The following is a 26,157-nucleotide window of genomic DNA, read 5'->3' as shown; positions in this document are numbered from 1 at the left end:
AATAAATTACATACCTAAGCGATAGTTAGGAGATTCTTTTGTGATGGTCACATCATGGACATGGCTTTCTTGAATACCCGCACCACTGATACGAACAAATTCAGCTTTGGTATTCAAATCTTTAATTGTTGCGCAGCCTGTTAAGCCCATGCATGAGCGTAAACCACCCATTTGTTGATGAACGATAGTTTTCAATAAACCTTTATAAGCAACACGACCTTCGATACCTTCTGGTACTAATTTGTCTGCTGCATTATCAGTTTGGAAGTAACGATCTGATGAACCTTTAGACATCGCACCTAATGAACCCATGCCTCGATAAGATTTATAAGAACGGCCTTGGAACAGTTCGATCTCGCCAGGAGATTCTTCAGTACCTGCAAACATTGAACCAACCATAACGCAAGCTGCACCTGCTGCTAATGCTTTTGCGATATCGCCAGAGAAACGAATACCGCCGTCTGCAATAACAGGAATGTTGCGATCTTTCAGAGCATCAACAGCATCTGCAATAGCAGTAATTTGTGGTACACCCACACCGGTTACGATACGTGTTGTACAAATTGAGCCTGGGCCAATACCTACTTTAACCGCGCTCACACCAGCATCTGCTAGTGCTAATGCACCTTCTGCGGTTGCAACGTTGCCACCAATAATAGGTAGATTTGGATATAATGCACGAGTATCACGAATACGCTGTAAGACACCTTCAGAGTGACCGTGAGATGAGTCAATAAGTAAAACGTCAACGCCTGCAGCAACTAATGCAGCAACACGCTCTTCGTTACCGGCACCCGCACCAACAGCAGCACCAACACGTAAACGACCGTGTTCGTCTTTACAAGCATTTGGTTTACGTTCTGCTTTCTTGAAGTCTTTTACAGTGATCATTCCTTTCAGGTGGAAGTTGTTATCAACCACTAAGGCTTTCTCTACACGTTTTTCATGCATTCTTTGCATGACAATATCTCGTGCTTCACCTTCTTGTACAGTCACTAAGCGCTCTTTTGGTGTCATTACTGCTGTAACAGGTTGGTCTAAATCAGTAACAAAACGAACATCACGACCAGTAATAATACCCACTAATTCGTTGTCATTGGTCACAACTGGGTAACCCGCAAAGCCATTGCGTTCAGTCATTGCTTGAACTTCACGTAAAGAAGTTTCTGGTGTTACGGTGATAGGATCAGTGACAACACCACTTTCATGTTTTTTCACACGACGAACTTCTTCAGCTTGGCGTTCGATAGACATGTTTTTGTGGATAAAACCAATTCCACCTTCTTGAGCTAATGCGATAGCTAAAGGCGCTTCAGTCACAGTATCCATTGCAGCAGAAAGCATAGGAACATTTAGGCGGATTGTTTCAGTCAGTTGAGTGGACAAGTCGGCAGTATTAGGAAGAACAGTGGAGTGTGCAGGAACTAACAAAACATCATCAAATGTAAGTGCTTCTTTTTTAATTCGTAACATAGCAATATCTCACCAAGGCGGCTTTTAGGAAATAGAAAATATTGCCGCGGAATTATACACACCGTAATCGGTTGCTTCTAGCTTTTTTTCAAAATTTTTATTGATCCTGCCACTAACTTAGGTAGTATCAATCAATTAAGTCTTTGTTTTAAAATTTGATCTGGCTCACATGACACTACCGATAAACAATAATATTTTTACTGTTAGCCGTCTAAATAAGACCGTTCGCCAGTTATTAGAAATGGAAATGGGTCGCATTTGGATCAGCGCTGAAATTTCCAATTTTACTCAACCCTCTTCTGGTCACTGGTATTTTACGTTAAAAGATACTAATGCCCAAATTAGAGCGGCGATGTTTCGTGGGCAAAATACTAAAGTTACTTTTCGCCCTCAACATGGCCAGCAAGTCTTAGTGCGCGCAACAATTACATTGTATGAGCCAAGAGGTGATTACCAATTGATTGTTGAAAGTATGCAACCTGCTGGCGACGGACTTTTACAACAACAATTTGAGCTATTAAAACAAAAACTCAGTGCTGAAGGTTTATTTGATGCTATTCATAAAAAACCCCTGCCATCACCTGCTCAACAAATTGGTGTTATCACTTCATCAACAGGAGCAGCACTGCACGACATTTTAAATATTCTTCGTCGTCGTGATCCCTCTTTACCTGTTCTTATCTATCCAACTGCGGTTCAAGGTGCTGAAGCGCCTATGCAGATTGTTCATGCCATCGAACTTGCTAACCGTCGTAAAGAGTGTGATGTTTTAATTGTTGGTCGTGGCGGTGGCTCGTTAGAAGATCTCTGGGCATTTAATGATGAACGTGTTGCTCGTGCTATTTTTGCCAGCGAAATTCCGATTGTAAGTGCTGTTGGTCATGAAACTGATGTAACCATAGCTGATTTTATTGCCGACCTTAGAGCACCAACTCCTTCTGCAGCAGCAGAACTAATCAGCCGTAACAAGCTTGAGCTATTGCGCCAATTACAATCACAACAACAACGCCTTGAAATGGCAATGGATTACTACTTAGCGAAAAAATTACGTGCAATAACACAGCTTCATCATCGATTACAGCAACAACATCCTCATTTACGTCTTGCTCGTCAGCAAAATGTATTGGCTTCAACACAACAGCGTTTAGTTTCTAGTTTTCAGCGACTATTGCAAGCCAAACAACATCAACAAACACAACTACAAAAACGCCTTAATTACCAAGAGCCTAGTTCCCAAATTCAAGCATTACTTCGCCAACAACAACAGTTGATTTACCGTATGCGAGAAAGTATTTCACAACAGTTATCTCGTCAACGTGAACAATTCGCTATTAGCTGTTCTCGTTTAGAAAGTGTGAGTCCTCTCGCAACACTTTCTCGCGGTTACAGTATTAGCGAAACAGAGTCTGGAGAAGTGCTGAAAAATACCAAACAGGTAAAAGTGGGTGATCCGCTAAAAACGCGTGTTGAAGATGGTTGGATCACCAGTGAAGTGGTTAAAACACAAAAGATAAGAGCTAAACGTAAGACCGCCTCTAAAAATGAGGATTAGCCATATCAAATGGCTTAGATCAATATAAATACAAAAGGAAAACGGCATCAGAATAATATTGATGCCGTTTTTTATTATTTATACTTTAAGATAATTATTACGTTACATTAAAAACGGACTTCTCCTGCAAATAAATAGCTTCGACCTCGAGCAGTTTGAGTATTACTTCCTGGCTCTTGCATTATTGGTGCTGAATTACTTCTATCAAGCGCATTAGAATAGTTTTTATTCATTAAATTATGCACAGCAAACTTCAAAGAAATATTTTTATTAATTTTGTAATTACTATAAAGATCAATAACCGTTGGGATATTATCTTGTTGCACCATAGGGACTTTACCCGTATCAAAATCAACACCTTCAGGTGAAGATTTACGTGATTTTCCTGTGATTTGTATCACAGTACCTAGTTCTAATGACCGGTCATCAAAGAGACGAATACCTGTATCTATAGTGGCATAATATTTAGGAAGCTCAGAAGCAGGTGTTTGTCCAAAATCTAAACTAGCAATTGATGTGGGTTGTGATGTGCGTTGATCACTATAAGACAGATTAGCGTAAAATACCTCTGCATCATAATTAGCTTGTAACTCATATCCACGTAAAACCACAGGATCGATACTGTTAGTATGAAGATTAATATTACCGTCATTTTCCATATTGGCGTAATCATCCAATGTTAATGTATCATCAACTCTACAACGGATCCCTCCTTTACACACGATAAAAGATTCACTAGAAATATAATTTTTGACCTTTGTGTAATACCATAATCCTTTAAATCGAAAACTATCACCTTCGATAATTAAATCTGGACGGTAACTATTAAACCCAAGCTGGAATGTATCAGCCTTTTCACTCTTTAAATATGGATTCATTGAAGCCCCACCTTCATTGGCAAAAAAGATCTCTTGTGAGGTGGGCGCTCTCATTGTATGAGCATAACTTACAAAGGGCTGAAATTCAGAAATAATTTCAGCGGAAAATAACACCCCAGGATCCCAATTTCTATCATGACGATTTACATTCATTTCACCTTCAGGGAAACATGCATCACGAGCAGCACACGCTGGTTTATACCCTTTTATATTGTAATCCACATAATTTAAATTTAGGTCGAGAGTATAAATATCGTATTCAAATTTCATTTGTGAAAAGAAGCTAGTTAAATCATTTTTTCCTTGTGGTGCAAACACATTATTTTCAACCATATTTTGTGATTGCCACGGATCAGTGGAGGGGGCGATAACACTACGTTTGTATTCTGTTGACATTAATTTAGAGCCAAGTGTTAATGCCATATCCATTTCACCGTAATTAAAGCGACTGGTATTTTTCGCCACTAGTGAGTCTGATATATTTTTAGCATTTGCTTCTCGCAAACTCACAAGAGAATCACCCTCAAATTTTTGTGATGCTTGGCTGTGGCTAAGCAGAATTTCACTATCAAATAAATCATTTAACGGTGTATAGCGATATTTCGCATAATAATCTTTAGCATCTATTTTTCGACGATTAAAATTGTTGTTATAAAAACGACCACTTAATTCTAATTCATGAGAATCATTTGGTTTTATATTTATTTTAATGAGTTCTGAGTGTGGTCTTTGATTAAACTCTTTGCTTGTCGAAAATTCTTCACTATTAAAACCAGCACCATTTTTATAAGAAGACTCTATTTTATGTCCACTTAACGCAAACATCGCACCAACTGTACCATTATCATTAAATAATGAACGTTGTCCTGCCACCGCGACCATGCCGTTATAACCTAAGCCATTCGTACCACCAGCAGCTTTACTTCTTACACCCCAAGAGTGGTTTTCAAATAAAACATCTTCAACACCAATGGTTTTAAAATTAGCACTTCCTGCTAGTGCATTAATACTATTTTCACCATCTTGTTGACCACGAGAAATATCGATTTTAATAATAAAATTCGGATCAATCATGGTATTAAATTGATTGTAAGGTTGTGCGCCATGAGCATATTGACTAGGTGATGTGCTATACATCGTTTGCGTAACACCATCTACCATCATATTAACGCGCCCAAAACCGCTAAGCCCGCGAATATTAACACTCACACCGGGTTGACTTACATCCATTTGAGTGTAAGTCCCAGGTGTTGATCGTAATGCTTGTTCAACAGACTCTAGATTATTAATTTCACCAATAGAACTATAAGCACCTGGTTTTCCCAATGCTTTTTGTTCTGGTGTTTCTTTTTGTGCTGATGAAACTTTTAAGCTACTAAATTGAACCGCTTTATCCGCTTCAGATGCGATGACAAGATGATTAACACCCGAAAATAAAATAAGAGTGCTAAGTATTTTCCTTTTAAATTTCATAATAAACCTATTCTTTATTTTTATTTAAATAGGCTCACGTTGCTTTATATAAAGTAATTAAATCAAAAAATATTATTATTGTTATATTTGCTTTAAATAATAGCACTGTCTCCCTTAAAGAGAGACAGGCTAATTTTATTAAACTTATTTATTATTACAGATTATTCTATTTTATATTTTGCGCTTTAAAATAGACTTCAGGTTGTTCTAACATCAAAATAAAGGCATATTCTTTTGCAGTATCGCGTAAGCGATTAAAACGTCCTGATTTACCGCCGTGTCCCGCACTCATATTAATATCAAGTAATAATAGATTATTATCTGTTTTTAATTCACGTAATTTAGCAACCCACTTTGCTGGTTCCCAATATTGTACTTGTGAATCATGTAATCCTGTAGTGACTAATAGATGAGGATAAGCCTTAGCAACGACATTATCGTATGGGCTATATGATTTTAAGCGGAAATAAACGTCTTTATCGGCAGGATTTCCCCACTCTTCATATTCCCCTGTCGTTAATGGAATTGAAGCATCTAGCATTGTTGTCACAACATCAACAAATGGGACTTGAGATACAACACCACGGTATAATTCTGGCGCCATATTCACAACAGCGCCCATTAATAAACCACCAGCACTGCCACCCATAGCGTAAACATGTTTAGGTGCTCCGTAACCACCAGCAATTAGGTATTTAGTGGCATCAATAAAGTCAGTAAAAGTATTAACTTTATGTTCCATTTTACCTTGGTTATACCAGCGTTTACCTAATTCACCACCACCACGCACATGCACAATCGCATAGACAAAACCTCTATCTAACAAACTTAAACGAGGTGAGCTAAATGATGGATCAATGCTACTACCGTAAGAGCCATAACCATAAATTAAGATAGGATTTTCACCTTTCTTAAATAAGTCTTTTCGATAAACTAATGATACGGGAACTTCAACACCATCTTGTGCTTTTACCCAAATGCGCTCACTTTCATACAAATCACGTTCAAAGCCTTTCACTTCTTGCTGTTTAAGCAGTTGCTTTTGATGTGTTTGCATATTCCATTGATAAGTTGAAGATGGTGTTGTCATGGATGTATAACCAAAGCGAAGCTCTTCACTATCTGCTTGAGGATTAAACCCTAACCATGCCATATAAACAGGATCGTCAAATGTGACATTGGTTGATTGACCTGTTTTCCAATCAATTTGACGCAATGACACTAGGCCTTGCTTTCTTTCTTCAACCACTAACCAGCGATTAAAGAGATCAAAACCTTCTAAATCGACATTTTTTTGTGGTGCAATGACGGTTTCCCAAGGTTTATCAATGAATGATGTTTTATAAAGACCAAACAATTCACTCTCATGATTCGAGCGAATATAAAATTCACCATTAAAATGGTCGATATCATATTCGCGCCCTTCTTGACGTGCAGAGAAGATAACCATTGGTTTTTCTGGGGCATTAGCGTCAATTAAGCGAGACTCTGAAGTAGTTGAACTTTCAATAGAGACCAGAATGTAATCTTCAGATTTACTTTTACCCATCCAGGTATAAAAACGATCGTCGTTTTCTTCGAAGATTTTGATGTCTTGTTTACGATCAGTGTCATATTGATGGCGATAGATTTGATAAGGCAGTAGCGTTTGCGGATCTTTATCAACATAAAAGAGTGTTTTGCTATCATTTGCCCATACTAAGTTTGCTGAGATATTGGTTAATACATTCTCTTTCCATGTGTTATCTGACAAATCTTTATAGGCAACATTGTAGTTTCTACGCCCTTCTTTATCTTCTGCAATAGCAATGCGTTTGTTATCTGGGCTGATAGTCAGATCACCTAATTGATAGAATTCATGCCCTTTCGCACGTTCGTTTCCATCAACAAGGACTTCCCACTCACCTTCACTATTAACAGGCTTACGCTGATAAATAGGGAAATCTTTACCTTCTTGATAAATAGTACGATAAGTATAGCCATTATAAATATAAGGTACTGACTCATCGTTTTGAGCCATACGGCTAACCATCTCATTGAAGAGTGTTTCTTCTAATGCCTTACCTTCTTTCATTACAGACTCGGTATAAGCATTTTCGGCATTCAGATAATCAAGCACTTTAGGATCTTTGCGTGAATCATCTCGTAGCCAATAATAATTATCGGTGCGCGTATCTCCATGATCTGTCATCACATGAGGTACTTTATTCGCTTTTGGTGGCATCACTAGGGAGTCCTTCTGATTTTGAGCCAATGCAGGTGTTGCTGAAATTAACAATGCCATGATCGCACTCGTTAATTTCAACGTCATCCGTTTTTTTGTTGCGATTAACATAGCGTTTTATTTCCTTTTAACCTGTCGTTAGAACGTTAGTGTAGAAAACTCAATTGGCATTTCAACCATTATTTTACCTTTCGACAATAACTCTATCGGCGGTATAGGTAAGGGCTCTGCGCGTTTGAGTACTCTTTGTGCTTCTCTATCTAAAGAGCGCACGCCACTACTGAGAATTAGTTCACTCGATATGACATAACCTTGTTCATCAACAATAAAGCGTACTTTAGAAATACCGGTTCTACCTTTGCTTTTTGCTTCTTCAGGATAGGCTTTATAGCGATTAAGATGCCCTTTTGTTTTAGCTTGCCATAATGCTAATGCGTTTTCTGAACTATCTGAATCGCTGTCATAATTTGCACTAACATCATTAGATTGCTGTTTCGCCGCGGAGCGACTGCTTGAAGGTGCTGATTGGCTAGACACATTTTCACTCATAATCGGTGCAGGTTTTACAGGAGAGGTAACAGGAGTTACTTTAGCAGTTTGCTCTACATTGACTCTTTTTTTCGGTTTTTCGAGTAAAATATCCGCATTTTCATTCACAATCAGATCGGGCTGTTTTTCAGCAACATCTTGCTCTACCTTTTTTTGGCTTGCCACCGCCAGTTGTTGATCAACTCCTACAACCTGTTTTTCATCACTGAGCGCTTGTACATTTTCACTTAAGCTCATCATTACAGCTAATTCGGGCTCTTGTATAAATATCTTATTCTCTTTATTTAAATAAAAATAAGCCATAACAAAAACAGCATGTACACCGATAGCCAAAATTAAGGCTTTAGAACTAAAAAGCTGAAATTTTGGCATTTGATCCATACAAGAAGAAATAAACATATTTGTGTTATCAATAAATTAAGGTAATGCGACAGGTGTTATCCAAAGATAATCGGCATGAACTGAAGTAACATCACTTCCCTCTTCCGTCATAATCACGACTGTTACGTTTTCATTCGGTGCTAAATCAGCAACATGTAAAGGTACGCCCATTACTTTTGTAGCATGAAAAGATCCCGCAATTAAAAGTGCAGGTGTCGGAGCATCTAATAAACTTTTAGCCATTGCACGATCACGCAATTGCTGGATAACAGTCATTTTTTCTGCTTGTATTTTATCAAGCTCGCCACCATGAGAAAGCTCGATTGTTTTTTGAATAAGTTGGCGAACGGATGTATCAGTAGAATGCACACCATCAATAATAGGAGGATTTTTATACGCACTAGATATTTCACTGCGATCAATATTGGCGGCTAACAAAGGATAATTGGCGCTTAGTCCTGTTTTAACAATATTGCCATACCATTTCCAAGGCCAGCCTGAATTCCATTTTAATGCAGCCATTAATCGCTCATCACGTAAGTATTCAGAGCCTGAATAACGTTTCTTTGTGTTATCAACTAATGATTGTTGGCTTGGTGTTAGCATCTCAAGTAAAACTGCTCCTTGAGGGCGTTTTTTAGGTAACTCTGTCATTAACCAATATTCAATATCATGATGATAAGTATTGTCATGTTTTTCACCAATAATCACTCGTGATTGACTTGCTAATCGTGTTAACAATGTATCTGCTGTGATGGATTGCCCAGTCTGAGTATCAATGATGTTTGCCGACTGAATAATTGCCAGATCTATAGTTGATGCAGGTTGTTTTTCTATCGAATGACAGGCAGAAAGACTAATTAATGAAACTAGTAGTAAGATCCTTTTTGATATTGAGAAAAACATAATCATCCCATTAGTTATATATACTTATTTTAATTGGACAAATAGGTTAATGCCATTACTAATAATTATCAATATCATTCTTATATTAATTTGCATTTAATGATTTTATGACTATTTTAAGGACACAAAAAAAGCGCCTGATAAAAGGCGCTTTATAGATGTAACTATCTAATTAGTAAAATTAGTTTTGAGATTGTGCCTGAGCTTCAACAACAGCTAATGCCACCATATTCACGATACGACGTACTGACGCAATTGGTGTCAAAATATGAGCTGGTTTAGCAACACCCATTAATACTGGCCCTACTGTTACACCATCAGAGCTAGTTACACGTAATAAGTTATAGCTAATACGTGCAGCTTCCATTGTTGGCATAACTAACAGGTTTGCGGAGCCTTTTAATGGGCTATCAGGCATCACATCACGGCGAATAGACTCTACTAATGCCGCATCTGCGTGCATTTCACCGTCAATTTCTAATTCAGGTGCGCGTTGTTTGATTATCTCTAATGCTTTTCTGAGTTTGATTGAAGATGGGCTATCGAATGAACCGAAGCTCGAACGAGAAACTAGCGCTGCTTTTGGTTCAATACCAAATCGACGGATAGTATCAGCAGCCATAATCGTTATATCGGCTAGTTGTTCTGCGGTTGGATCTTCATTAACGTAAGTATCTGTAATAAAAGTGTTACCACTTGGCAATAACAGTGCGTTCATTGCGCCAGCCGTTTCCATTCCTTCACGTAAGCCGAACACATTTTTATAGACTTCAAAATGTTCAGAATAGCTACCTACTGTACCGCAAATCAGGCCATCCGCTTCGCCTCGGCGAACCATAATGGCACCAATCAGTGTTGGATTACCAATCATTGCACGGCGAGCTTGCTCTTGTGATACACCACGACGTTTCATGATTTGGTGATATTCTTGCCAGTACTCTTTGAAACGTGGATCATTTTCATTATTCACCACTTCAAAGTCTTTACCAGCTTTAATATGTAAACCCAATTTCTGAATACGCATTTCAATCACACTAGGACGACCAATTAAGATTGGTGTGGCTAACCCTAATGTTACTAGCTCTTGTGTTGCATGTAGTACGCGGTTTTCTTCCCCTTCTGCTAACACAATACGTTTTTTCTCTTTTTTCGCTTGAGAGAAAATAGGTTTCATAAATAAGTTCGTTTTATAAACAAACTCATTAAGGTGTTCGATATAAACAGAGAAGTCTTCAATTGGACGTGTCGCAACACCAGAATCCATCGCTGCTTTTGCAACTGCCGGTGCAATTTTCACAATCAAACGTGGATCAAATGGTTTTGGAATAATGTATTCAGGGCCAAAAGAGAGCTCCTGATCACCATAAGCAGAAGCAACTTCTTCGTTTTGTTCTGCTAACGCTAATTCTGCAATAGCATGAACACAGGCGAGTTTCATTTCCTCATTAATTGTAGTCGCACCAACGTCTAATGCGCCACGGAAAATGAATGGGAAACACAATACGTTATTAACCTGGTTTGGGTAGTCAGAACGTCCTGTGCAGATAATCGCATCTGAACGTACTGCTTTTGCTAGCGGTGGTAAAATTTCAGGCTCTGGGTTTGCAAGCGCGAGAATAAGAGGGTCGCGTGCCATTTTTTTGACCATTTCTTGCGTTAATACGCCCGGCCCTGAACAACCTAAAAAGATGTCGGCATTATTAATAACATCATCTAATGTACGAGTACCGTTATCTTCAATCGCATAAGCCGCTTTAGTTTCTGCCATATTGGCTTCACGACCGCGGTAGATAACCCCTTTAGAGTCACATACAGTGATGTTTTCGCGTGTTAACCCTAAAGCAACCAATAAGTTCATACATGCAATAGATGCGGCACCGGCTCCTGATACCACTAATTTTACTTTGCTGATCTCTTTTTTAATAATACGTAAGCCATTGAGAATAGCGGCTGTAGAAATAATCGCTGTACCATGCTGATCATCATGGAATACAGGAATGTTCATTTTCTCGCGCAGTTTTTTCTCAATATAGAAACACTCTGGGGCTTTAATGTCTTCAAGGTTAATACCACCAAATGTTGGCTCTAATGATGCAATAATATCAACGAGTTTATCAGGATCTGTCTCATTAACTTCGATGTCAAAAACATCAATGCCAGAAAACTTCTTAAACAAAACGCCTTTACCTTCCATCACAGGCTTACCTGCTAAGGCACCGATATTTCCAAGTCCAAGTACTGCAGTACCATTTGAAATCACTGCGACAAGGTTGCCTTTGGCTGTGTAGCGATAAGCGGCAAGAGGATCGGCTGCAATTTCTAAACAAGGAGCGGCGACACCCGGTGAATAAGCTAATGCTAAATCACGTTGAGTTATGAGTGATTTTGTCGGTGTTACTGTGATTTTGCCTGGTACGGGAAATTCATGAAAATCTAGAGCGCTTTGTTTTAATTTGTCTTCCATCTTCATATCCTTTGTATCAATAGGGTAAGGGCTTCGTTAGTATAATGGTAATGGAGCGTTAAATCATGACGGCTCCGACACTTTTTTCAAATTAGTAAACGAGATCCATTATAAACCATTAATACCTAATTATAGGTATATTATTAACGCTATTTAATTTCATCTGTGTAATAAACTCGAACAGAAAAAAGACAATATTTGTTTATTATTTACCAGATATTAAATTAACATTTAAAATAATTAAATTTTTTATATAGTTTAAAAAAACAATAACTATTTTCACTTGTTGATTATTTTTAAAATAGCCTCACTTCCGCACAACTCATTGTAACTATAAGGATTTTATAGAATTAGATTTTTTGTTAGTCTTTTTGGTTATTTTCTTTTTTACCCGTAACAATAATTGGTGTAATATTGCCAACCGTCAATTTTATTTTCTTATTCTTTTAATAAGATGTCTGATTCTAATTTTTATTCCTCATTTGGAATTTACTTTTTTATTTTCTGCTATTGGAAAGATTACACACATTATTATTTTTTTTTAGGGAGAGGGGTTATGCCTAGCTACTCAATTATGATAGTGGATGATCACCCTATCATGAGATATGGATTACGGCTATTGTTAGAAAAAGACAAGGATTTTGTCGTAGTAAGCGAAAGTGGCAATGCTCAAGAGGCTGTAACCGCTGCAAAACAATTGAATCCAGACTTAATTATGATGGATTTAAATCTACAAGGGCGTTCAGGTATTGATATTATTCGAACACTTCGCCGCTCTGGTTTAACATCTTATGTTCTTGTTTTATCCGTTTCTGATTCACGTAATGATGTTTATGCTGCGTTGGATGCAGGCGCAAACGGTTATCTTTTAAAAGAGTGTGAGTTAGACATGCTATTACTTAGCCTACGCAAAGCAGCTGTTGGGCATCCAGTTTATAGCGAGCGAGTGTGGCAATATATTCAGCTTAGACAAAACTATTCAGATCCACTTTCAGCGTTGACTAAAAGAGAGTTGGATGTTCTTCATGAAGTGTCTGCTGGAATGAAAAATAAGCAAATTGCTGAGAATTTATTTATTTCTGAAGAAACAGTGAAAGTTCACATTCGTAATATTTTAAAGAAACTGCAAGTCACTTCTCGTTTAGCTGCCAGCCTTATTCTTATTAAGCATCAGCACTAAACGTTTTACCCCGACACTAGGTCGGGGTAATAAGATATATCGTTTTAATATTTCACTTAAGACTGCATTAAGTCATTTATTACTCAATAGGTACTGGATAACTCAATACTTTAAAATGATTATCAGGTAGTTTTTCGATATTTAACTGATACAGCTCTCGGTTTATCCCATTAATCACAATATCAAGTTCGCTAAAAGCAGATTGTATTTCTTCATTGGTTGCCCATGAAGGAATACCTTTCACTCCATAATAGAAATAAATTTTACTTTTACCTGAGCCTATTGGCTGAATTTCTTTTATCTGACTAATGAAAAGATGACCATAACAGAAGTCTTGATAAGGTTGCCAAGCTTTGCGCCCTTTTTCACTAAGATTGAACACCCACTCTTCTCCATTTGCGGTTTGTTCAATCAATCCTGCTTCGACTAATGCATGCATTCTTTCTAATACCCAAGGTGCATCATCTTCATTGCTGTACACAGGCCATTTCCCTTCGCCCAAACACAATAAATAATCACTGTTAAAAAAAGCCTCTAAGGCTATTTTATACTCATCAACTTTTGAACTGTTTTTTTCTTCGTCTGCCCAGCTAAAAGAAGAGAGTAAAAGCAATATAAGACTCAGTGAAATACTTTTCATATTTTCTTTTACCAACGGAAATCTTTATTCGTATTTGTATTACTCTACGCTACACAATTCGTTACACTAACGTGACAGTTTAATATCCGATATATTTTATAATGTAAATAGGATTTTTCACTACAACAAAAGCTGTTATTTTGGAATTGTATAACACTCATTCACATCAATACTAATATTACGTATTGTCATATAAGGAAAATATCATGTCCACGACAAACCTGACATATACCATGTACGGCATAAAAAATTGCGATACCATCAAAAAAGCGCGTAAATGGTTAGATGATAATCATATTCCTTACGCGTTTCATGATTACCGCAAAGAGGGTTTGACGGAAGCATTATTACGCACCTTTACAGAAAATTTAGATTGGCAGACACTTGTGAATAAAAGAGGAACAACTTGGCGTCAATTATCCGATGAAGAAAAGAACGCAATCAATGATGTTACCTCAGCAATTTCACTTATGTTAGATAAACCAGCCATTATTAAACGTCCTATTCTTGTATCATCTGACAACCGTTTTATTGTTGGTTTTGATACCAATGATTATTCGACCTTTACAGGAGCCTAATTTTTATGTCCTGCCCTGTTATTGAGCTTGCACAACAACTGATTTCGCGTCCATCAATCAGCCCTGATGATCAAGGTTGTCAGCAATTGATTATTGATAGGCTTGCCCCTCTTGGTTTTACTATTGAAAGAATGCCTTTTGGTGAAACTGAAAATCTCTGGGCTTGCCGTGGTGGTGAAGGTGAAACGCTGGCTTTTGCTGGCCATACTGATGTTGTACCAACAGGTGATCCTAATTTATGGGATAACCCACCTTTTGAACCGTCTATTCGTGATGGTATGTTATATGGGCGCGGAGCGGCAGATATGAAAGGCTCGCTTGCTGCCATGATTGTAGCAGCTGAGCGCTTTGTTCGCTCTTATCCTGATCACCGTGGGCGACTCGCTTTTTTAATTACATCAGATGAAGAAGCTAAAGCCGCAGATGGTACGGTTAAGGTCGTACAATCATTAATATCACGTGGCGAACGCCTTGATTATTGCCTTGTAGGTGAACCTTCAAGCCAACATCATTTAGGTGATATGGTAAAAAATGGTCGTCGAGGCTCAATAACAGCAAATTTAATTATTCAAGGTGTGCAAGGTCATGTCGCTTATCCTCACCTTGCAGAAAATCCTATTCATCTTGCCTCTCCTTTTATCCAAGAACTTGTTAATACCGTTTGGGATGAAGGCAATGAGTTTTTCCCAGCCACCACTATGCAAATTGCCAGTATTCATGCAGGTACAGGCAGTAATAATGTGATCCCCGGTGAGCTGTTTATTCAATTTAATTTTCGCTTTAGTACCGCAATTACGGATGATGAAATTCGTCAACGCACAGAAGCGTTATTACAAAAGCACCAACTTCGCTACCAATTAGAATGGTCGTTATCTGGTCAGCCTTTTATTACTGGGCAAGGCAAATTACTTGAAGCAGTACGCTACTCAGTTAAGCATTACACCAATTTAGAGCCAGAACTCTCCACCAGTGGAGGCACTTCTGATGGCAGATTTATCGCCCAAATGGGAGCACAAGTTGTCGAATTAGGCCCCGTTAATGCAACAATCCATAAAGTTAATGAGTGTGTTAATGCAGCCGATTTACAACAACTTAGCCGAATTTATCAGCGGGTTATGGAGCAACTTATTTTATGATAACGCCTTTAATGCTAACGGGCCGTTCTACCGATCATTTAGTCACTTTATCCGGTCAGCATCGCTTACAGTTTAATGCCACGAAGGCTTTTTTAGCGTTACAGCAACAAGCCACAAAAGCAGGCTTTAAATTAATGCCAGCTAGCTCTTTTCGTGATTTCAATCGCCAATTAGCGATATGGAATGGAAAGTTTGAAGGTAGTCGCCCTGTTTTAGATGCACAAAGCCAGCCAATGGATATTCATGCATTATCAGAAGGTGAACGCTGTCTCGCTATTTTAAAATGGTCAGCCTTGCCCGGTGCAAGTCGCCATCATTGGGGTACTGAGATTGATATTTACGATCCTTTTCGCTTACCTGAAGGTCAATCATTACAATTAGAACCTTGGGAATATGAAGAAGGTGGCTATTTTGCAGAACTTAATGAATGGTTAACAGAGAATATGTCAGCGTATGATTTTTATCGCCCTTTTACTCATAAAGAGAGCGATATTGCTTATGAACCTTGGCATATTAGTTACTGGCCTCTTTCTCATGAAGCTTCGCTTGCTTACACACCTGATATTCTAAAATCGGTGTTAGAAGAAGAAAATATTTATGGTAAACAGTGGCTACTAGCTAATCTTGATGAAATATTTGCACGTTACATTGTTTTGCCTGAATAACGTTATTTTTCACATGGGGCTTCTTGTTGATCGTTAACGGGAAGTCTCCACATAAATATCAACAAACACACTAAGATTATTAGCAATAATATTCTGATCCAAAGCATAGACACTAACCACAGTGAAATCGCAAAGGTAATTAAGATCACTAAGATGGCTTTAGGTTTTGCCCCTTTAGGCATAGCGCGATAAGTTTGCCAATATCGTAAATAAGGGCCAAACCAAGAGCGATAAAGTAACCAATAATGGAAACGCTTTGACGAACGAGAAAAACACCATGCGGCTAGTAATAAGAAAGGTGTAGTAGGTAATACAGGTAAAATCACCCCTAATGTGGCTAATCCCACACATAACCAACCTGCTATAATCAATAATATCCGTTTCATGCTGTGCTTTTCCAACTCATGCTTTATTGCGTTATTTTATAGAGTAAATAAAAAAGATCCTCATTCTCAACAACAATTTTAAAATAGAAGGCTTATTTATGCACTGGCTTGCTGACTATTGGTGGGTAATCATAATTCTTTTAGTAGGAATTATTATTAACGCTATTAAAGATATGAATAAAATCGATCCCAAGCAATTTCTTAAAAATAAGCGAAAGTTACCACCACATCGTGATTTTAATGATAAATGGGATGATGAAGATGATTGGCCTAAACAAAATCAAAACAAGAAGGATGAGAATAAGTAGCTAACCCCTGTTGATAACGCGATGTTAACTGAGCATCTTTTTCAGCCATTAATTGCGCGCATTGCTCTCTTAATTGCTTAGTTAAGGCTTTTTTTCCTAATAAAGAAAACTCAGTCACACACTGCTCAACTGACTTTTTGTCTACAAAAAAAGCCTCTAATAACGGATAGTGTTGCTCATAACCCACCAAAAAGTTAGCAACACTCTCATAAACAGTAAGGGCTGGTCGATGAGCAAATGCAAAACCCGCCATCATTAACCAGTCGTCTTGTGGTGTAGCAATATGACTTGGTATTAACTTATCCGCTAAACAGAGTTTCGTTTGCTGTTCTATCTGCGGATATTGCAAAGCAAAAGCGCGTAAAGAAGAGTGCAATAACTGTTTGCCTTTTTCTGTTAATGGATAAATCGCCATTGCGGCATAACATCCACTGCTCGCCTCTTTATGTACTCCTAATCGCACTATTTGAAAGCCACATTGCATCCAAAATCGCGCCAACACCTCAGTGTAACCAAAGCTTACAGAAAGATAATCAATAGTCTGTTTTTGGCTTTCTTTTACAATATTAGCAATTAAAGTTGCAGCAATTTTTTGACGTCGATATTGAGGCAAAACAGCAATGCGGCTAATACGCAATGAATTCAAACACATTGCATCAGGTGTTAAACCATAAGTTACTAATGATTGAGCAACCAGATTACCTCTAGGCCTACGAGTCCCTAGCCAGACATCATGAGCGAGGTCGAAAGATAGCCCACCTTCTTCAATACACCACACAGCACCCACGATTTTTTTATTAATGGATGCTGACCAATAACGCTGCTTTTGACCATCGAGTAAACGTCGTAGATCAAGTGGCGTTGTTCGATAATGCGCACTAGTAAGCAATTGATAAAAATCATGTAGTTGTGAAATGTTATTGTGCCAATTTCCTTGGATCTGGTGGATATCGACCTCACCTTGTTGCTGGCGTTTAAAATCATACTCAAACTCATCAAGCAATAACAATTGATTAAGCCAATTTTCTAATGGGCAATCTTTAGCCCAACGAATGGGCGTTTGTAATTGAAGTGTACGTAAATTAGGAATGTTATCTCCTAACTTCAGCATAAAACCACGCCCTGTTCCCTCATAACCTTGCACTGTGGTTGTCATTAATACATGAGGGAAATAACCACAAAGTGCTTCTAGTTGTGCAATAGGTAGAGAAGCTGCCTCATCAATAATCAGCCAATCACTTTGAATTTCGTTATTTATGCATAGCGCTAATAAATTATCTGGAGAATAAAATGAAATGACTTTATTGGTGTGTGAAAATAAAACATCTGTACTATTTTTAGCTGGCGCACATACCAGTACATTTCCCTGATATCGCTCAATAAACATTCCTGCCAGCGCTGACTTCCCTCTGCCTCTTGGTGCAATAACACTCCAAACACCGGATGTCGATGAGAGTAAACTATCTAAAATCGCTTGCTGCTCTGCGGTCGGTTTACCTTCTGGAAGCGCCCAAAGCTTAGTTTTTTCAATCAATGAGGGGAATTGAAATGGCTTTGATTGTTGCCAGACAATCCCTTGAACATTACCTAAAGTAATATTTTTTAGCCATGCCATAAAATTTGGTGTTGAAAGTACGCCTTGAGCATCATTCCAGCGCTGACTATCGTTATCGATATAACTATCCCAGCTTTCAATATTAGGTAAACACAAAATCAATAAACTACCTGCTTTTAATGTGCCCGTTAACATGGCTAAAGCATCAGTATTAAATCCCTCATTGGCATCAAAAATAGCATGTAAAAACTCACGCCCTAGCAGGCGAATCGCTTGTTCAGGCAAAATAGCATGGGGTTGATTGGAAGAAATTGTGACCCAGTCTCCTTGGCATAATTGAGTAATTTGCTGGATCTGCGTCATTTGCCATGTAGGATCACCCGCTAGTAGCAATAACTGACGTTGCCCTAATTGGGCTAACTTTTGCTGATATTGATGTAAATAGGAAACTGGCACAGCTAGGATTTACCGATTAACAATGAAAGAATACCGGCTGCAATTAATGGCCCCACAGGCACACCTCGGAAAAGTGCTACACCAATGACGGTTCCCACTAATAAGCCAGCAACTGTTGAAGGCTGGTTATTCATTAAAGAAACACCTCGTGCACCTAGCCAAGAAACCGCGATACCTATTGCAATCGCTAACAATGATTTCCAGTTTAAAAATGAGTTAAGAACTTCTTGCCCTGAAATACGCCCCGTTGCAATGGGTGTCATTACTCCAATAGTCAAAATTAAGATCCCGATGGTCATGCCATATTTTTCAACAACAGGAAAATATTGATTTAGAGGCGTGATTTTAATCACTAGCAAAGCAAGCATTGCTAACGTTACAGTCATATTATGACTAATAATGCCAAGTCCGGCGAGAACCAGCAAAATTAATAGTGAGGGATCAACGTTACTCATGTTTGTTCCTAAGCCTTTCTCTTTATAGCGTTAATTGTCTTTTATTTATTGGCGAATGGTATTAGTTCAAAGACGAAGAAGCAAATGTATCGCAAGATTTGATATTGCCACTGTTATAGCCACGCATAAACCAAGTTTTACGTTGCTCTGCAGTACCGTGTGTAAAGCTATCAGGTACGGCATAACCTTGTTGCTGTTTCTGTAATTTGTCATCACCGATCGCTTGCGCCGTTTTAATCGCTGTTAATAAATCGCTTTCATCAATACGACCTTCACCTGCAATAAAGTGTCCCCACATTCCAGCAAAACAGTCTGCTTGCAGTTCTAATTTTACGGATAAACGATTCGCTTCTGCTTTTGAGCGTGCCATTTGCTGTTTTTCACGCATTTGATTAGTAATACCTAATAAATGCTGAACATGGTGCCCTACTTCATGCGAAATCACATAACCTTGAGCAAATTCACCGCCGCCACCTAGGCTATGTTTCATTTCATTATAAAAAGAGAGATCAAGATAAATTTTTCTATCCGCAGGGCAATAAAAAGGCCCCATTATTTTTGTACCTGTGCCGCATTGCGTTGTGGTGCTATTGGTATATAAAACAAGTTTAGGATAGCTATATTGTTTGCCCGCTTGTGCAAAAATAGTTTGCCAAAAATCTTCCGTACTAGCTAAAACAACGCTACTAAAATCTGCTGCTTCATTATAAAGGGCACTTTGTTGTTCGCTTCGTTGTGGTGCTTGGTTGGTTTCACCAGTTAATGAGTTAAGATCAAATCCCATAAAACTGGCTATCACTAAAATAATAATAACCACAAATCCGTATTTAGTGCGTAATAAAAGTGTAATTAATCCTAATGGAAGATTACCACCGCCTGATGCGGAGGAAGATTGCCCTCTTCTATCTTCAACATTGTCACTTCTTCGGCGATCATTCCAACGCATAACTTATCCCCACAGTTTAAATAGACGACTTTAGCTTTATTATGAACAAATTTGTTACTTGATTTGAGATAATAACAAAAAATTGCAATCTCTATTCCCTATTTTTTGAGAACAAGATAATAGAGACTATTAGAGAAAATAACTCAACACATCCTAGTCATTTCATAATAGAATTCTTATTTCTTACCTTTGTGTTTTTTCTTCACTAATAAATAGATAATTTAATGACTCGAACTCAACGTTTACTCACTTTATTGCAGATTTTAAAAGAAAATCGCTATCCGATAACGGCAGAAGCGCTAGCAGATAAATTGCAAATTAGTGTCAGATCTATTTATCGTGATATTGAATCTTTGCGTAATCAAGGTGCTGAAATCACGGGGGAAGCTGGTATAGGTTATCAACTAAAATCAGGCTTACTCCTGCCACCATTAACCTTTGATATTAATGAACTTGAAGCGCTTGTTTTAGGCCTACGTTGGGTAGAAAGTCATACAGATAAAGAATTAAGTCACTCGGCATTACGGGCAATTAATAAAATCAATGCAGTGGTAACAACACAGTACCAAACCTTACTTGAACAAAACACATTATTTGTTCCCACTAACCGAATTATTGAAGTTAATCATACCATTGCTAAAGATATGCGTTTTAGTTTACGCGAAGAAAAGAAAGCAAAAATAGATTATCAGGATGCCCAAAAAAATTAAGCACTCGGATTATTTGGCCTATTGCTGTAGGTTATTTTCAAGATCCTCAGGTTATTGCAGCATGGTGTGAATTACGCCAAAGCTATCGCCATTTTAGGCTTGATCGTATTATCTCTTATGAAGTCTTAGGTGATAATTTGCCTTACCCAAAAAGCTATTTATTCTCACGTTGGAAAAAAGAGATATTGAAAGAGACTCCTGACAAGAATTGACACACGATTTGGATAATATCTTCCTTGCTGTTCTTAGCTTAGCTATTTCAGTTTAAACAATATCATATTAATCAACACAGTAAGGAAACATTATGAGTGAGCTTATTCTTTATACTAATGCAATGTCTCGTGGTAACACAGCTGAGCTTTTCTTAAAAATATTAGATGTGTCTTATCAGCGTGTTGAATTAGAATATGGCGAACCTATGCGTACCCCTGAATATCTTGCTATTAATCCAATGGCAAAAGTTCCGGCATTAGTTGATGGTGAAATCGTCGTTACAGAGACAGCAGCAATTTGTGCTTATTTAGCAGACAAGTTTATTGAAAAAGGATTTGCTCCTGCCCTTAATTCACCTGAGCGCGCTGCTTATTATCGTTGGTTCTTTTTTACCACAGGCCCTATTGAAGCGGCATTCACCGTAAAAGAGCTTGGTATTAAACTTAATGAAGAGCAGCAAAAATCATCTGGTTTTGGTTCTTTTGAACGCACTTTTCATTGCTTAGAAACGGGCTTAGCCAGCGCTAAACCTTATCTTTGTGGTAAAAATATGATGGCCGTTGATGTGTATGTGGGCTATTTCCTTATATTTTTATGCAAGTATGCATTTATCCAACCTACACCACTGATTAACCAATATATTGATAGCCTTGCGCTTAATAAAGAAATTAAACAATTATTAGAAAGCTTAGATTTACGATAAATTTTCTTATTATTGAATATCATTCAATTAAGCTATCGCTATAGTTACTTGTTTAATACATTCTATTTAATACGCCCCATTTAAGACAAAAGGTCAGCTTTTAAGCTGACCTTTTCTAATTACATCTTATTTAACCTGACGTAATCGTTTGCGTATTTAGTCTAAAGAAACACCGATTCGACGTGCAACTTCTTCGTATGCTTCTATTAATCCGCCTAAGCTTTGACGGAAACGGTCTTTATCCATTTTATCTAGGGTATTTTTATCCCATAGACGGCTACCATCAGGAGAGAACTCATCACCTAATACAACCTTGCCATGAAATAGACCAAACTCAAGTTTAAAATCAACTAAAATAAGCCCTGCTTTATCAAAGAGTTCGCTAAGGACATCGTTTGCTTTATAGCTCAAACGTTTCATTTCTGCGAGGTTTTCTTTAGATACCCAACCAAAAGTTTCACAATAAGATTCATTGACCATAGGATCATGACGAGCATCATCTTTTAAGAATAAATCAAAGATTGGTGGGTTTAAAAGTGTACCTTCTTCGATACCTAAACGTTTGACTAATGATCCCGCAGCGCGATTACGGATAACGCATTCAACAGGTACCATATCGAGTTTTTTTACTAGCACTTCATTATCAGAAAGCAAACGTTCCATCTGCGTTGGGATACCCGCTTCTTCCAGTTTATTCATAATGAAATGGTTAAATTTGTTATTTACCATGCCTTTACGATCAAACTGTTCAATACGTTGGCCATCTAACGCTGATGTATCATTTCTGAATTCAAGGATAAGAAAATCAGAAGATTCAGTGGCATAGACCGTTTTGGCTTTTCCACGATACAACTCAGCTTTTTTCTGCATCTGACACACTCCAAAGATGTGATAGGTTTAACAAGAAATTTGCTTCCCATACTCTACTCTAGATCAGACAAAAAAGCTTTTAAAACGTGAATGCTATCACTAAAAAATCTCGCCCTTAATCCAGAACTCACAACGTTTTTTTATTAAAAATAATCTCTGTTATTAGAAATCATATTTCAATTAATTCTATTGAATAATTACACTAATAATGAAAGTTATAATCGCCAATCAAAAATCGTTTGATAAAATCAGAATATATAAAAAATAAAAAGTCAGAATAAGAATAATTATAGATTATATCACTCCATTATTTCTATTTTTAGATGATATTCTTAGTAAGCATTATTTTGTTTCACATTACATTTATTTTGAGTAATCAATAATAAAAAAACCAGATTAATTTCTTTTTATTGAAATTTAATCTGGTTATCAGTGTTAGCATCAACAAGTTTTAATGATTATCTCTAATCTATTTTTATATTTTAAAAGACCCATATTATCTCTTAATAGCATAATGCTTTAATTAAATAATGTAACAGTAAATCTCATAAGCAAACCAACCTAATAAAGCACCAGCAGGTAAATCAATTAAGTAATGTTGTTTCGTGAACATACAGGATAATGCAATAAATAATGGAAATAAGAAAACCCAAGGCCCTAATGTTGCATAAGCAAGACATGCGGTGAGTGTAGCAACGGAAACGTGCATACTTGGGAAACAGTTTGAGGAATCATCAAAATACTGAACAAACTTAAGAAATTTCTCTGACGCTGTTTTTCCTGGGTTTAAGGTGCGCCAATGTGCAGGGGTTGCAACAGGGAACACAACAAAGAAAAACATTTGCATGACTAACAAAACAATATAACTAAAAACAATCATAATGAATTGTCTTGAGTCTTGAATGATCCAGTTGAGATATAAAATTGCAGGATAATATAAAAAGCTATAGATCCATGACCACCATGGCCAGAAAGGAATTTTTTCATCAATCGGTGAATTAATAACTTTCACTTCTCTCAATGTATATCGTTGAGTAAAAAAATAAAATTGATAAACACCTACAATAAGTATCCCACTTAATATCAAGTGAATAATCATATCACCTGCACTCATAAATACTCCTTCATATAGTCAGAGAATGCTTTGTTATTTTTATTTAAGGATAAGAATTGACGCAATATTGCATAAATTTAAGCGTATTGCATTAAGATTAATATTATTAATAAATTTAAATTAAATCCTATCATTAAAAGAGTATTCAACTAATGATGTTTAGTTTGATAGCTTCAATTACATTTTATAAATAAATTTCAATTTAGATTAAAACAATTAAGTTAAGAACATAAAAAAGCCGCACAATGTTTATTGTGCGGCTTCTTATATTTTTAAAGAATAATGCTTATTTAACTGGTTTACTGAAAGCAGCTTTCAGTGCAGCAACCATTTGATCATTTTGTGATTGTGTTAATGGTTTACCTTTATCACTGATAAATTGTAAACTACTGCGGTTATTTAAATCGCCGACTTGTAATTTATAATCCGCTTCTTCAACAGTTGGTCTATCAACACCTAACGCACTCCAGTTCGCACTGCTCATTCCTTTATAGGTTACTTCAATTGAACCTTTAGAACGTGTGCGATCGCCCATCTTCATACCAACACTTTCTAATGCGATAGGTAATCTATCCCAAACCACATCAAATGGTGCACGAACGATAATCACTGGAAGACCCGCATTATCACTGCCACTTTGGACATCGATAATACCTTGTAAGCTACTGCTTGCCGTATTTTCGCTTAAATTACGCATACGATTTAAGCCATCAACCAATTCGTTAAGCATTAAAATATTGTAACGCTTCACTTCAGCCGGATCAGTCACCTCAGTCTCGCCTTGGCGTAAACCTTCGTTAGTCACTGTTAACGAAATAGCATTACCTGACTGAGCAATCACTAAACGCTGACGTGTTTGGAAAGGTACGTTTTCATCTGCACGTAACCATGTGATCCAATCAGTGTGGATCTCTTTTTGCCCAGCATCACTTTTGGTAATCGCAACACCTTTCTCTTTTAAGATAGAGCTAACTTGCTCATACAGTGTTGTGTTTTCAGGTGAATTTGGTAATAACAAACGGCTGTTATCTGCATTATTTTCACTGCGTGAACCACTTAACAGATTCAGTGCTTGAGTTGGTGGACGAATATCAAGCGCTAAACCAACAGGTTCAGTTTTTTTAGGGGTTGGAATGTCATATTCCCCATTTTGCAAAGGCAACACCATACCCGCCGGAATCGCTAAATTCTTTAGCCCTGCCGTCTCTAAATAAGACTCATCACCACTGACCTGACGTTTATAGCGCTGATCACTCGAACAGGCTGCCAGTAAAACCACCAGCGACAGACCCGCGACTTTCATAATCTTTGATTTATGCAATAGTGTTGCCATTAAAATTCCCTAAGTTTTACAGTATTCCCGCTGTTAACAGCGCTTTCTCAACAATTTGCTGACCTGATGATGTCAACGGAGTCATAGGTAAGCGCAATGTGGCGTCTTCAATCAATCCAATACGTTGACACGCCCATTTAGCTGGGATTGGATTAGGTTCAACAAATAACTGATGATGTAAGTCCATCAGACGTCGATTAAGTTCACGTGCTTTTGCAAACTCACCTGCATTTGCTAATCGACATAATTCTACCATCTCTGACGCAGCAACGTTAGCAGTAACCGAAATAACACCATGACCGCCAAGTTGCATAAAGTCTAATGATGATGCGTCATCGCCACTTAATAAGATAAAACTATCATCATTAACCAATTCTTGGATTTGACTAACACGACTTAAGTTCCCTGTCGCCTCTTTAATTGCCACAATATTATCCAACTTGGCTAAACGTGCAACAGTTACAGGCAATAAATCGCATCCAGTACGACCCGGTACATTATACAGGATTTGTGGTAATGCTGTGCTTTCAGAAATCGCTTTAAAGTGCTGATATAATCCTTCTTGTGAAGGTTTATTATAATAAGGCGTTACACTTAAACAACCTGCAATACCTTTATTTTCAAACTGTTGTGTAAACCAAACTGCTTCAGATGTTGCATTTGCACCAGTACCAGCAATCACAGGAATACGCCCATCGGCCATATCTAATGTCATTAGAACGACATCAACATGCTCATCATGACTTAATGTTGCAGATTCTCCTGTTGTACCAACAGAAACTATTGCGGCACTGCCTGCATTAACATGATAGTCAACTAATTTACGTAAACTAACCCGGTCAACATTGCCTTTTGCGTCCATTGGTGTAACCAATGCCACCATACTGCCTGTAAAATTAAATTCGTTATTCACCATAATCATTGCTCCGAGATAGACGTATACTCAATGGTACTCATTCATTGCTCTATTGAAAACTACTTAACTCTAGGTTTCTAATGAAATTTGCTA

General features: G+C 37.6%; 22 protein-coding genes and 1 pseudogene. 8 read left to right on the top strand and 15 right to left on the bottom strand.

Annotated features, from left to right (window positions below):
• Positions 1–6: 6 nt before the first annotated feature.
• The gene (gene guaB, locus DK857_RS05420; RefSeq protein ID WP_109401737.1) at positions 7–1,473 is read right to left on the bottom strand and encodes an IMP dehydrogenase; all 1,467 of its coding nucleotides are present in this window, start codon (positions 1,471–1,473) and stop codon (positions 7–9) included.
• Positions 1,474–1,642: 169 nt separating this feature from the next.
• On the opposite strand from guaB, the gene xseA reads away from it, so the two are divergent.
• Entirely contained in the window at positions 1,643–3,025 is a 1,383-nt protein-coding gene (xseA, locus tag DK857_RS05415; RefSeq protein ID WP_109401736.1) for an exodeoxyribonuclease VII large subunit, read from the top strand.
• Positions 3,026–3,132: 107 nt separating this feature from the next.
• On the opposite strand, the gene DK857_RS05410 is transcribed toward xseA, so the two are convergent.
• From DK857_RS05410 to maeB, 5 genes are all read right to left on the bottom strand, one after another.
• The gene (locus DK857_RS05410) at positions 3,133–5,376 is read right to left on the bottom strand and encodes a TonB-dependent receptor (protein ID WP_109401735.1); all 2,244 of its coding nucleotides are present in this window, start codon (positions 5,374–5,376) and stop codon (positions 3,133–3,135) included.
• A gap of 166 nt (positions 5,377–5,542) precedes the next feature.
• Positions 5,543–7,711 (bottom strand): S9 family peptidase, encoded by a 2,169-nt coding sequence (locus DK857_RS05405; protein WP_109401734.1) that lies wholly within the window; start codon positions 7,709–7,711, stop codon positions 5,543–5,545.
• 27 nt (positions 7,712–7,738) lie between these two features.
• Positions 7,739–8,521, bottom strand: coding sequence for an energy transducer TonB family protein (locus tag DK857_RS05400; protein ID WP_227003121.1), 783 nt, complete (start codon positions 8,519–8,521; stop codon positions 7,739–7,741).
• 45 nt (positions 8,522–8,566) lie between these two features.
• Positions 8,567–9,436 (bottom strand): ChaN family lipoprotein, encoded by an 870-nt coding sequence (locus DK857_RS05395; RefSeq protein WP_109401732.1) that lies wholly within the window; start codon positions 9,434–9,436, stop codon positions 8,567–8,569.
• 181 nt (positions 9,437–9,617) lie between these two features.
• Positions 9,618–11,900 carry an NADP-dependent oxaloacetate-decarboxylating malate dehydrogenase gene (gene maeB / locus DK857_RS05390; protein ID WP_109401731.1) on the bottom strand — a complete coding sequence of 761 codons (2,283 nt, stop codon included), beginning with the start codon at positions 11,898–11,900 and terminating at the stop codon, positions 9,618–9,620.
• 556 nt (positions 11,901–12,456) lie between these two features.
• Here maeB and DK857_RS05385 point away from each other — a divergent pair.
• Positions 12,457–13,080: a response regulator gene (locus DK857_RS05385; protein WP_075671862.1), complete on the top strand. Its 624-nt coding sequence runs from the start codon at positions 12,457–12,459 to the stop codon at positions 13,078–13,080.
• A gap of 79 nt (positions 13,081–13,159) precedes the next feature.
• Here DK857_RS05385 and DK857_RS05380 read toward each other — a convergent pair whose 3' ends face one another.
• On the bottom strand, positions 13,160–13,720 hold the full coding sequence (locus tag DK857_RS05380; protein ID WP_098942509.1) for a hypothetical protein: 561 nt from the start codon (positions 13,718–13,720) through the stop codon (positions 13,160–13,162).
• A 206-nt stretch (positions 13,721–13,926) separates the two neighbouring features.
• Between DK857_RS05380 and DK857_RS05375 the strand changes: the two genes are divergently transcribed.
• From DK857_RS05375 to DK857_RS05365, 3 genes are read left to right on the top strand one after another with little or no spacing between them, the layout of a single operon-like run.
• Positions 13,927–14,298, top strand: coding sequence for an ArsC family reductase (locus tag DK857_RS05375; RefSeq protein ID WP_109393972.1), 372 nt, complete (start codon positions 13,927–13,929; stop codon positions 14,296–14,298).
• A 5-nt stretch (positions 14,299–14,303) separates the two neighbouring features.
• Positions 14,304–15,434, top strand: a complete 1,131-nt coding sequence (gene dapE / locus DK857_RS05370) for a succinyl-diaminopimelate desuccinylase (protein ID WP_109401730.1) — start codon at positions 14,304–14,306, stop codon at positions 15,432–15,434.
• Positions 15,431–16,099 (top strand): M15 family metallopeptidase, encoded by a 669-nt coding sequence (locus DK857_RS05365; protein WP_109393974.1) that lies wholly within the window; start codon positions 15,431–15,433, stop codon positions 16,097–16,099. The genes dapE and DK857_RS05365 overlap by 4 nt, the downstream gene beginning before the upstream one ends.
• A gap of 2 nt (positions 16,100–16,101) precedes the next feature.
• Here DK857_RS05365 and DK857_RS05360 read toward each other — a convergent pair whose 3' ends face one another.
• Positions 16,102–16,485: a DUF454 family protein gene (locus DK857_RS05360; protein WP_109401729.1), complete on the bottom strand. Its 384-nt coding sequence runs from the start codon at positions 16,483–16,485 to the stop codon at positions 16,102–16,104.
• 98 nt (positions 16,486–16,583) lie between these two features.
• Here DK857_RS05360 and DK857_RS05355 point away from each other — a divergent pair, with 98 nt between their 5' ends.
• The gene (locus DK857_RS05355; protein WP_109393976.1) at positions 16,584–16,793 is read left to right on the top strand and encodes a YpfN family protein; all 210 of its coding nucleotides are present in this window, start codon (positions 16,584–16,586) and stop codon (positions 16,791–16,793) included.
• Here DK857_RS05355 and DK857_RS05350 read toward each other — a convergent pair.
• The 3 genes from DK857_RS05350 to ypfJ all read right to left on the bottom strand — a co-directional run bounded on the left by DK857_RS05350 (position 16,756) and on the right by ypfJ (position 20,205).
• Positions 16,756–18,804, bottom strand: a complete 2,049-nt coding sequence (locus DK857_RS05350; protein WP_109393977.1) for a tRNA(Met) cytidine acetyltransferase TmcA — start codon at positions 18,802–18,804, stop codon at positions 16,756–16,758. The two genes, DK857_RS05355 and DK857_RS05350, sit on opposite strands and share 38 nt — an antisense overlap.
• Before the next feature lie 2 nt (positions 18,805–18,806).
• Positions 18,807–19,259 (bottom strand): DUF441 domain-containing protein, encoded by a 453-nt coding sequence (locus DK857_RS05345; protein WP_006533030.1) that lies wholly within the window; start codon positions 19,257–19,259, stop codon positions 18,807–18,809.
• A 61-nt stretch (positions 19,260–19,320) separates the two neighbouring features.
• The gene (ypfJ, locus tag DK857_RS05340; RefSeq protein WP_109401728.1) at positions 19,321–20,205 is read right to left on the bottom strand and encodes a KPN_02809 family neutral zinc metallopeptidase; all 885 of its coding nucleotides are present in this window, start codon (positions 20,203–20,205) and stop codon (positions 19,321–19,323) included.
• Between the two features lie 224 nt (positions 20,206–20,429).
• Between ypfJ and DK857_RS05335 the strand changes: the two are divergent.
• Positions 20,430–21,127, top strand: a pseudogene (locus tag DK857_RS05335) (helix-turn-helix transcriptional regulator).
• Between the two features lie 92 nt (positions 21,128–21,219).
• Positions 21,220–21,831 carry a glutathione S-transferase family protein gene (locus tag DK857_RS05330; RefSeq protein WP_109401727.1) on the top strand — a complete coding sequence of 204 codons (612 nt, stop codon included), beginning with the start codon at positions 21,220–21,222 and terminating at the stop codon, positions 21,829–21,831.
• Between the two features lie 156 nt (positions 21,832–21,987).
• Here DK857_RS05330 and purC read toward each other — a convergent pair whose 3' ends face one another.
• From purC to dapA, 4 genes are all read right to left on the bottom strand, one after another.
• Complete coding sequence (gene purC / locus DK857_RS05325; protein WP_088495303.1) at positions 21,988–22,701, bottom strand: phosphoribosylaminoimidazolesuccinocarboxamide synthase; 714 nt, start codon at positions 22,699–22,701, stop codon at positions 21,988–21,990.
• Positions 22,702–23,224: 523 nt separating this feature from the next.
• The gene (locus DK857_RS05320) at positions 23,225–23,815 is read right to left on the bottom strand and encodes a phosphatase PAP2 family protein (protein WP_088495302.1); all 591 of its coding nucleotides are present in this window, start codon (positions 23,813–23,815) and stop codon (positions 23,225–23,227) included.
• A 286-nt stretch (positions 23,816–24,101) separates the two neighbouring features.
• Positions 24,102–25,148, bottom strand: coding sequence for an outer membrane protein assembly factor BamC (gene bamC / locus DK857_RS05315; RefSeq protein WP_109393982.1), 1,047 nt, complete (start codon positions 25,146–25,148; stop codon positions 24,102–24,104).
• A gap of 16 nt (positions 25,149–25,164) precedes the next feature.
• Complete coding sequence (gene dapA, locus DK857_RS05310; protein ID WP_023581903.1) at positions 25,165–26,064, bottom strand: 4-hydroxy-tetrahydrodipicolinate synthase; 900 nt, start codon at positions 26,062–26,064, stop codon at positions 25,165–25,167.
• Positions 26,065–26,157 lie beyond the last annotated feature (93 nt).

The organism is Proteus terrae (assembly GCF_003144325.1).
GTDB lineage: Bacteria > Pseudomonadota > Gammaproteobacteria > Enterobacterales > Enterobacteriaceae > Proteus > Proteus terrae.
Note: the sequence above shows the minus strand (reverse complement) of the source record. Positions and strands in the feature narration are given on the sequence as shown.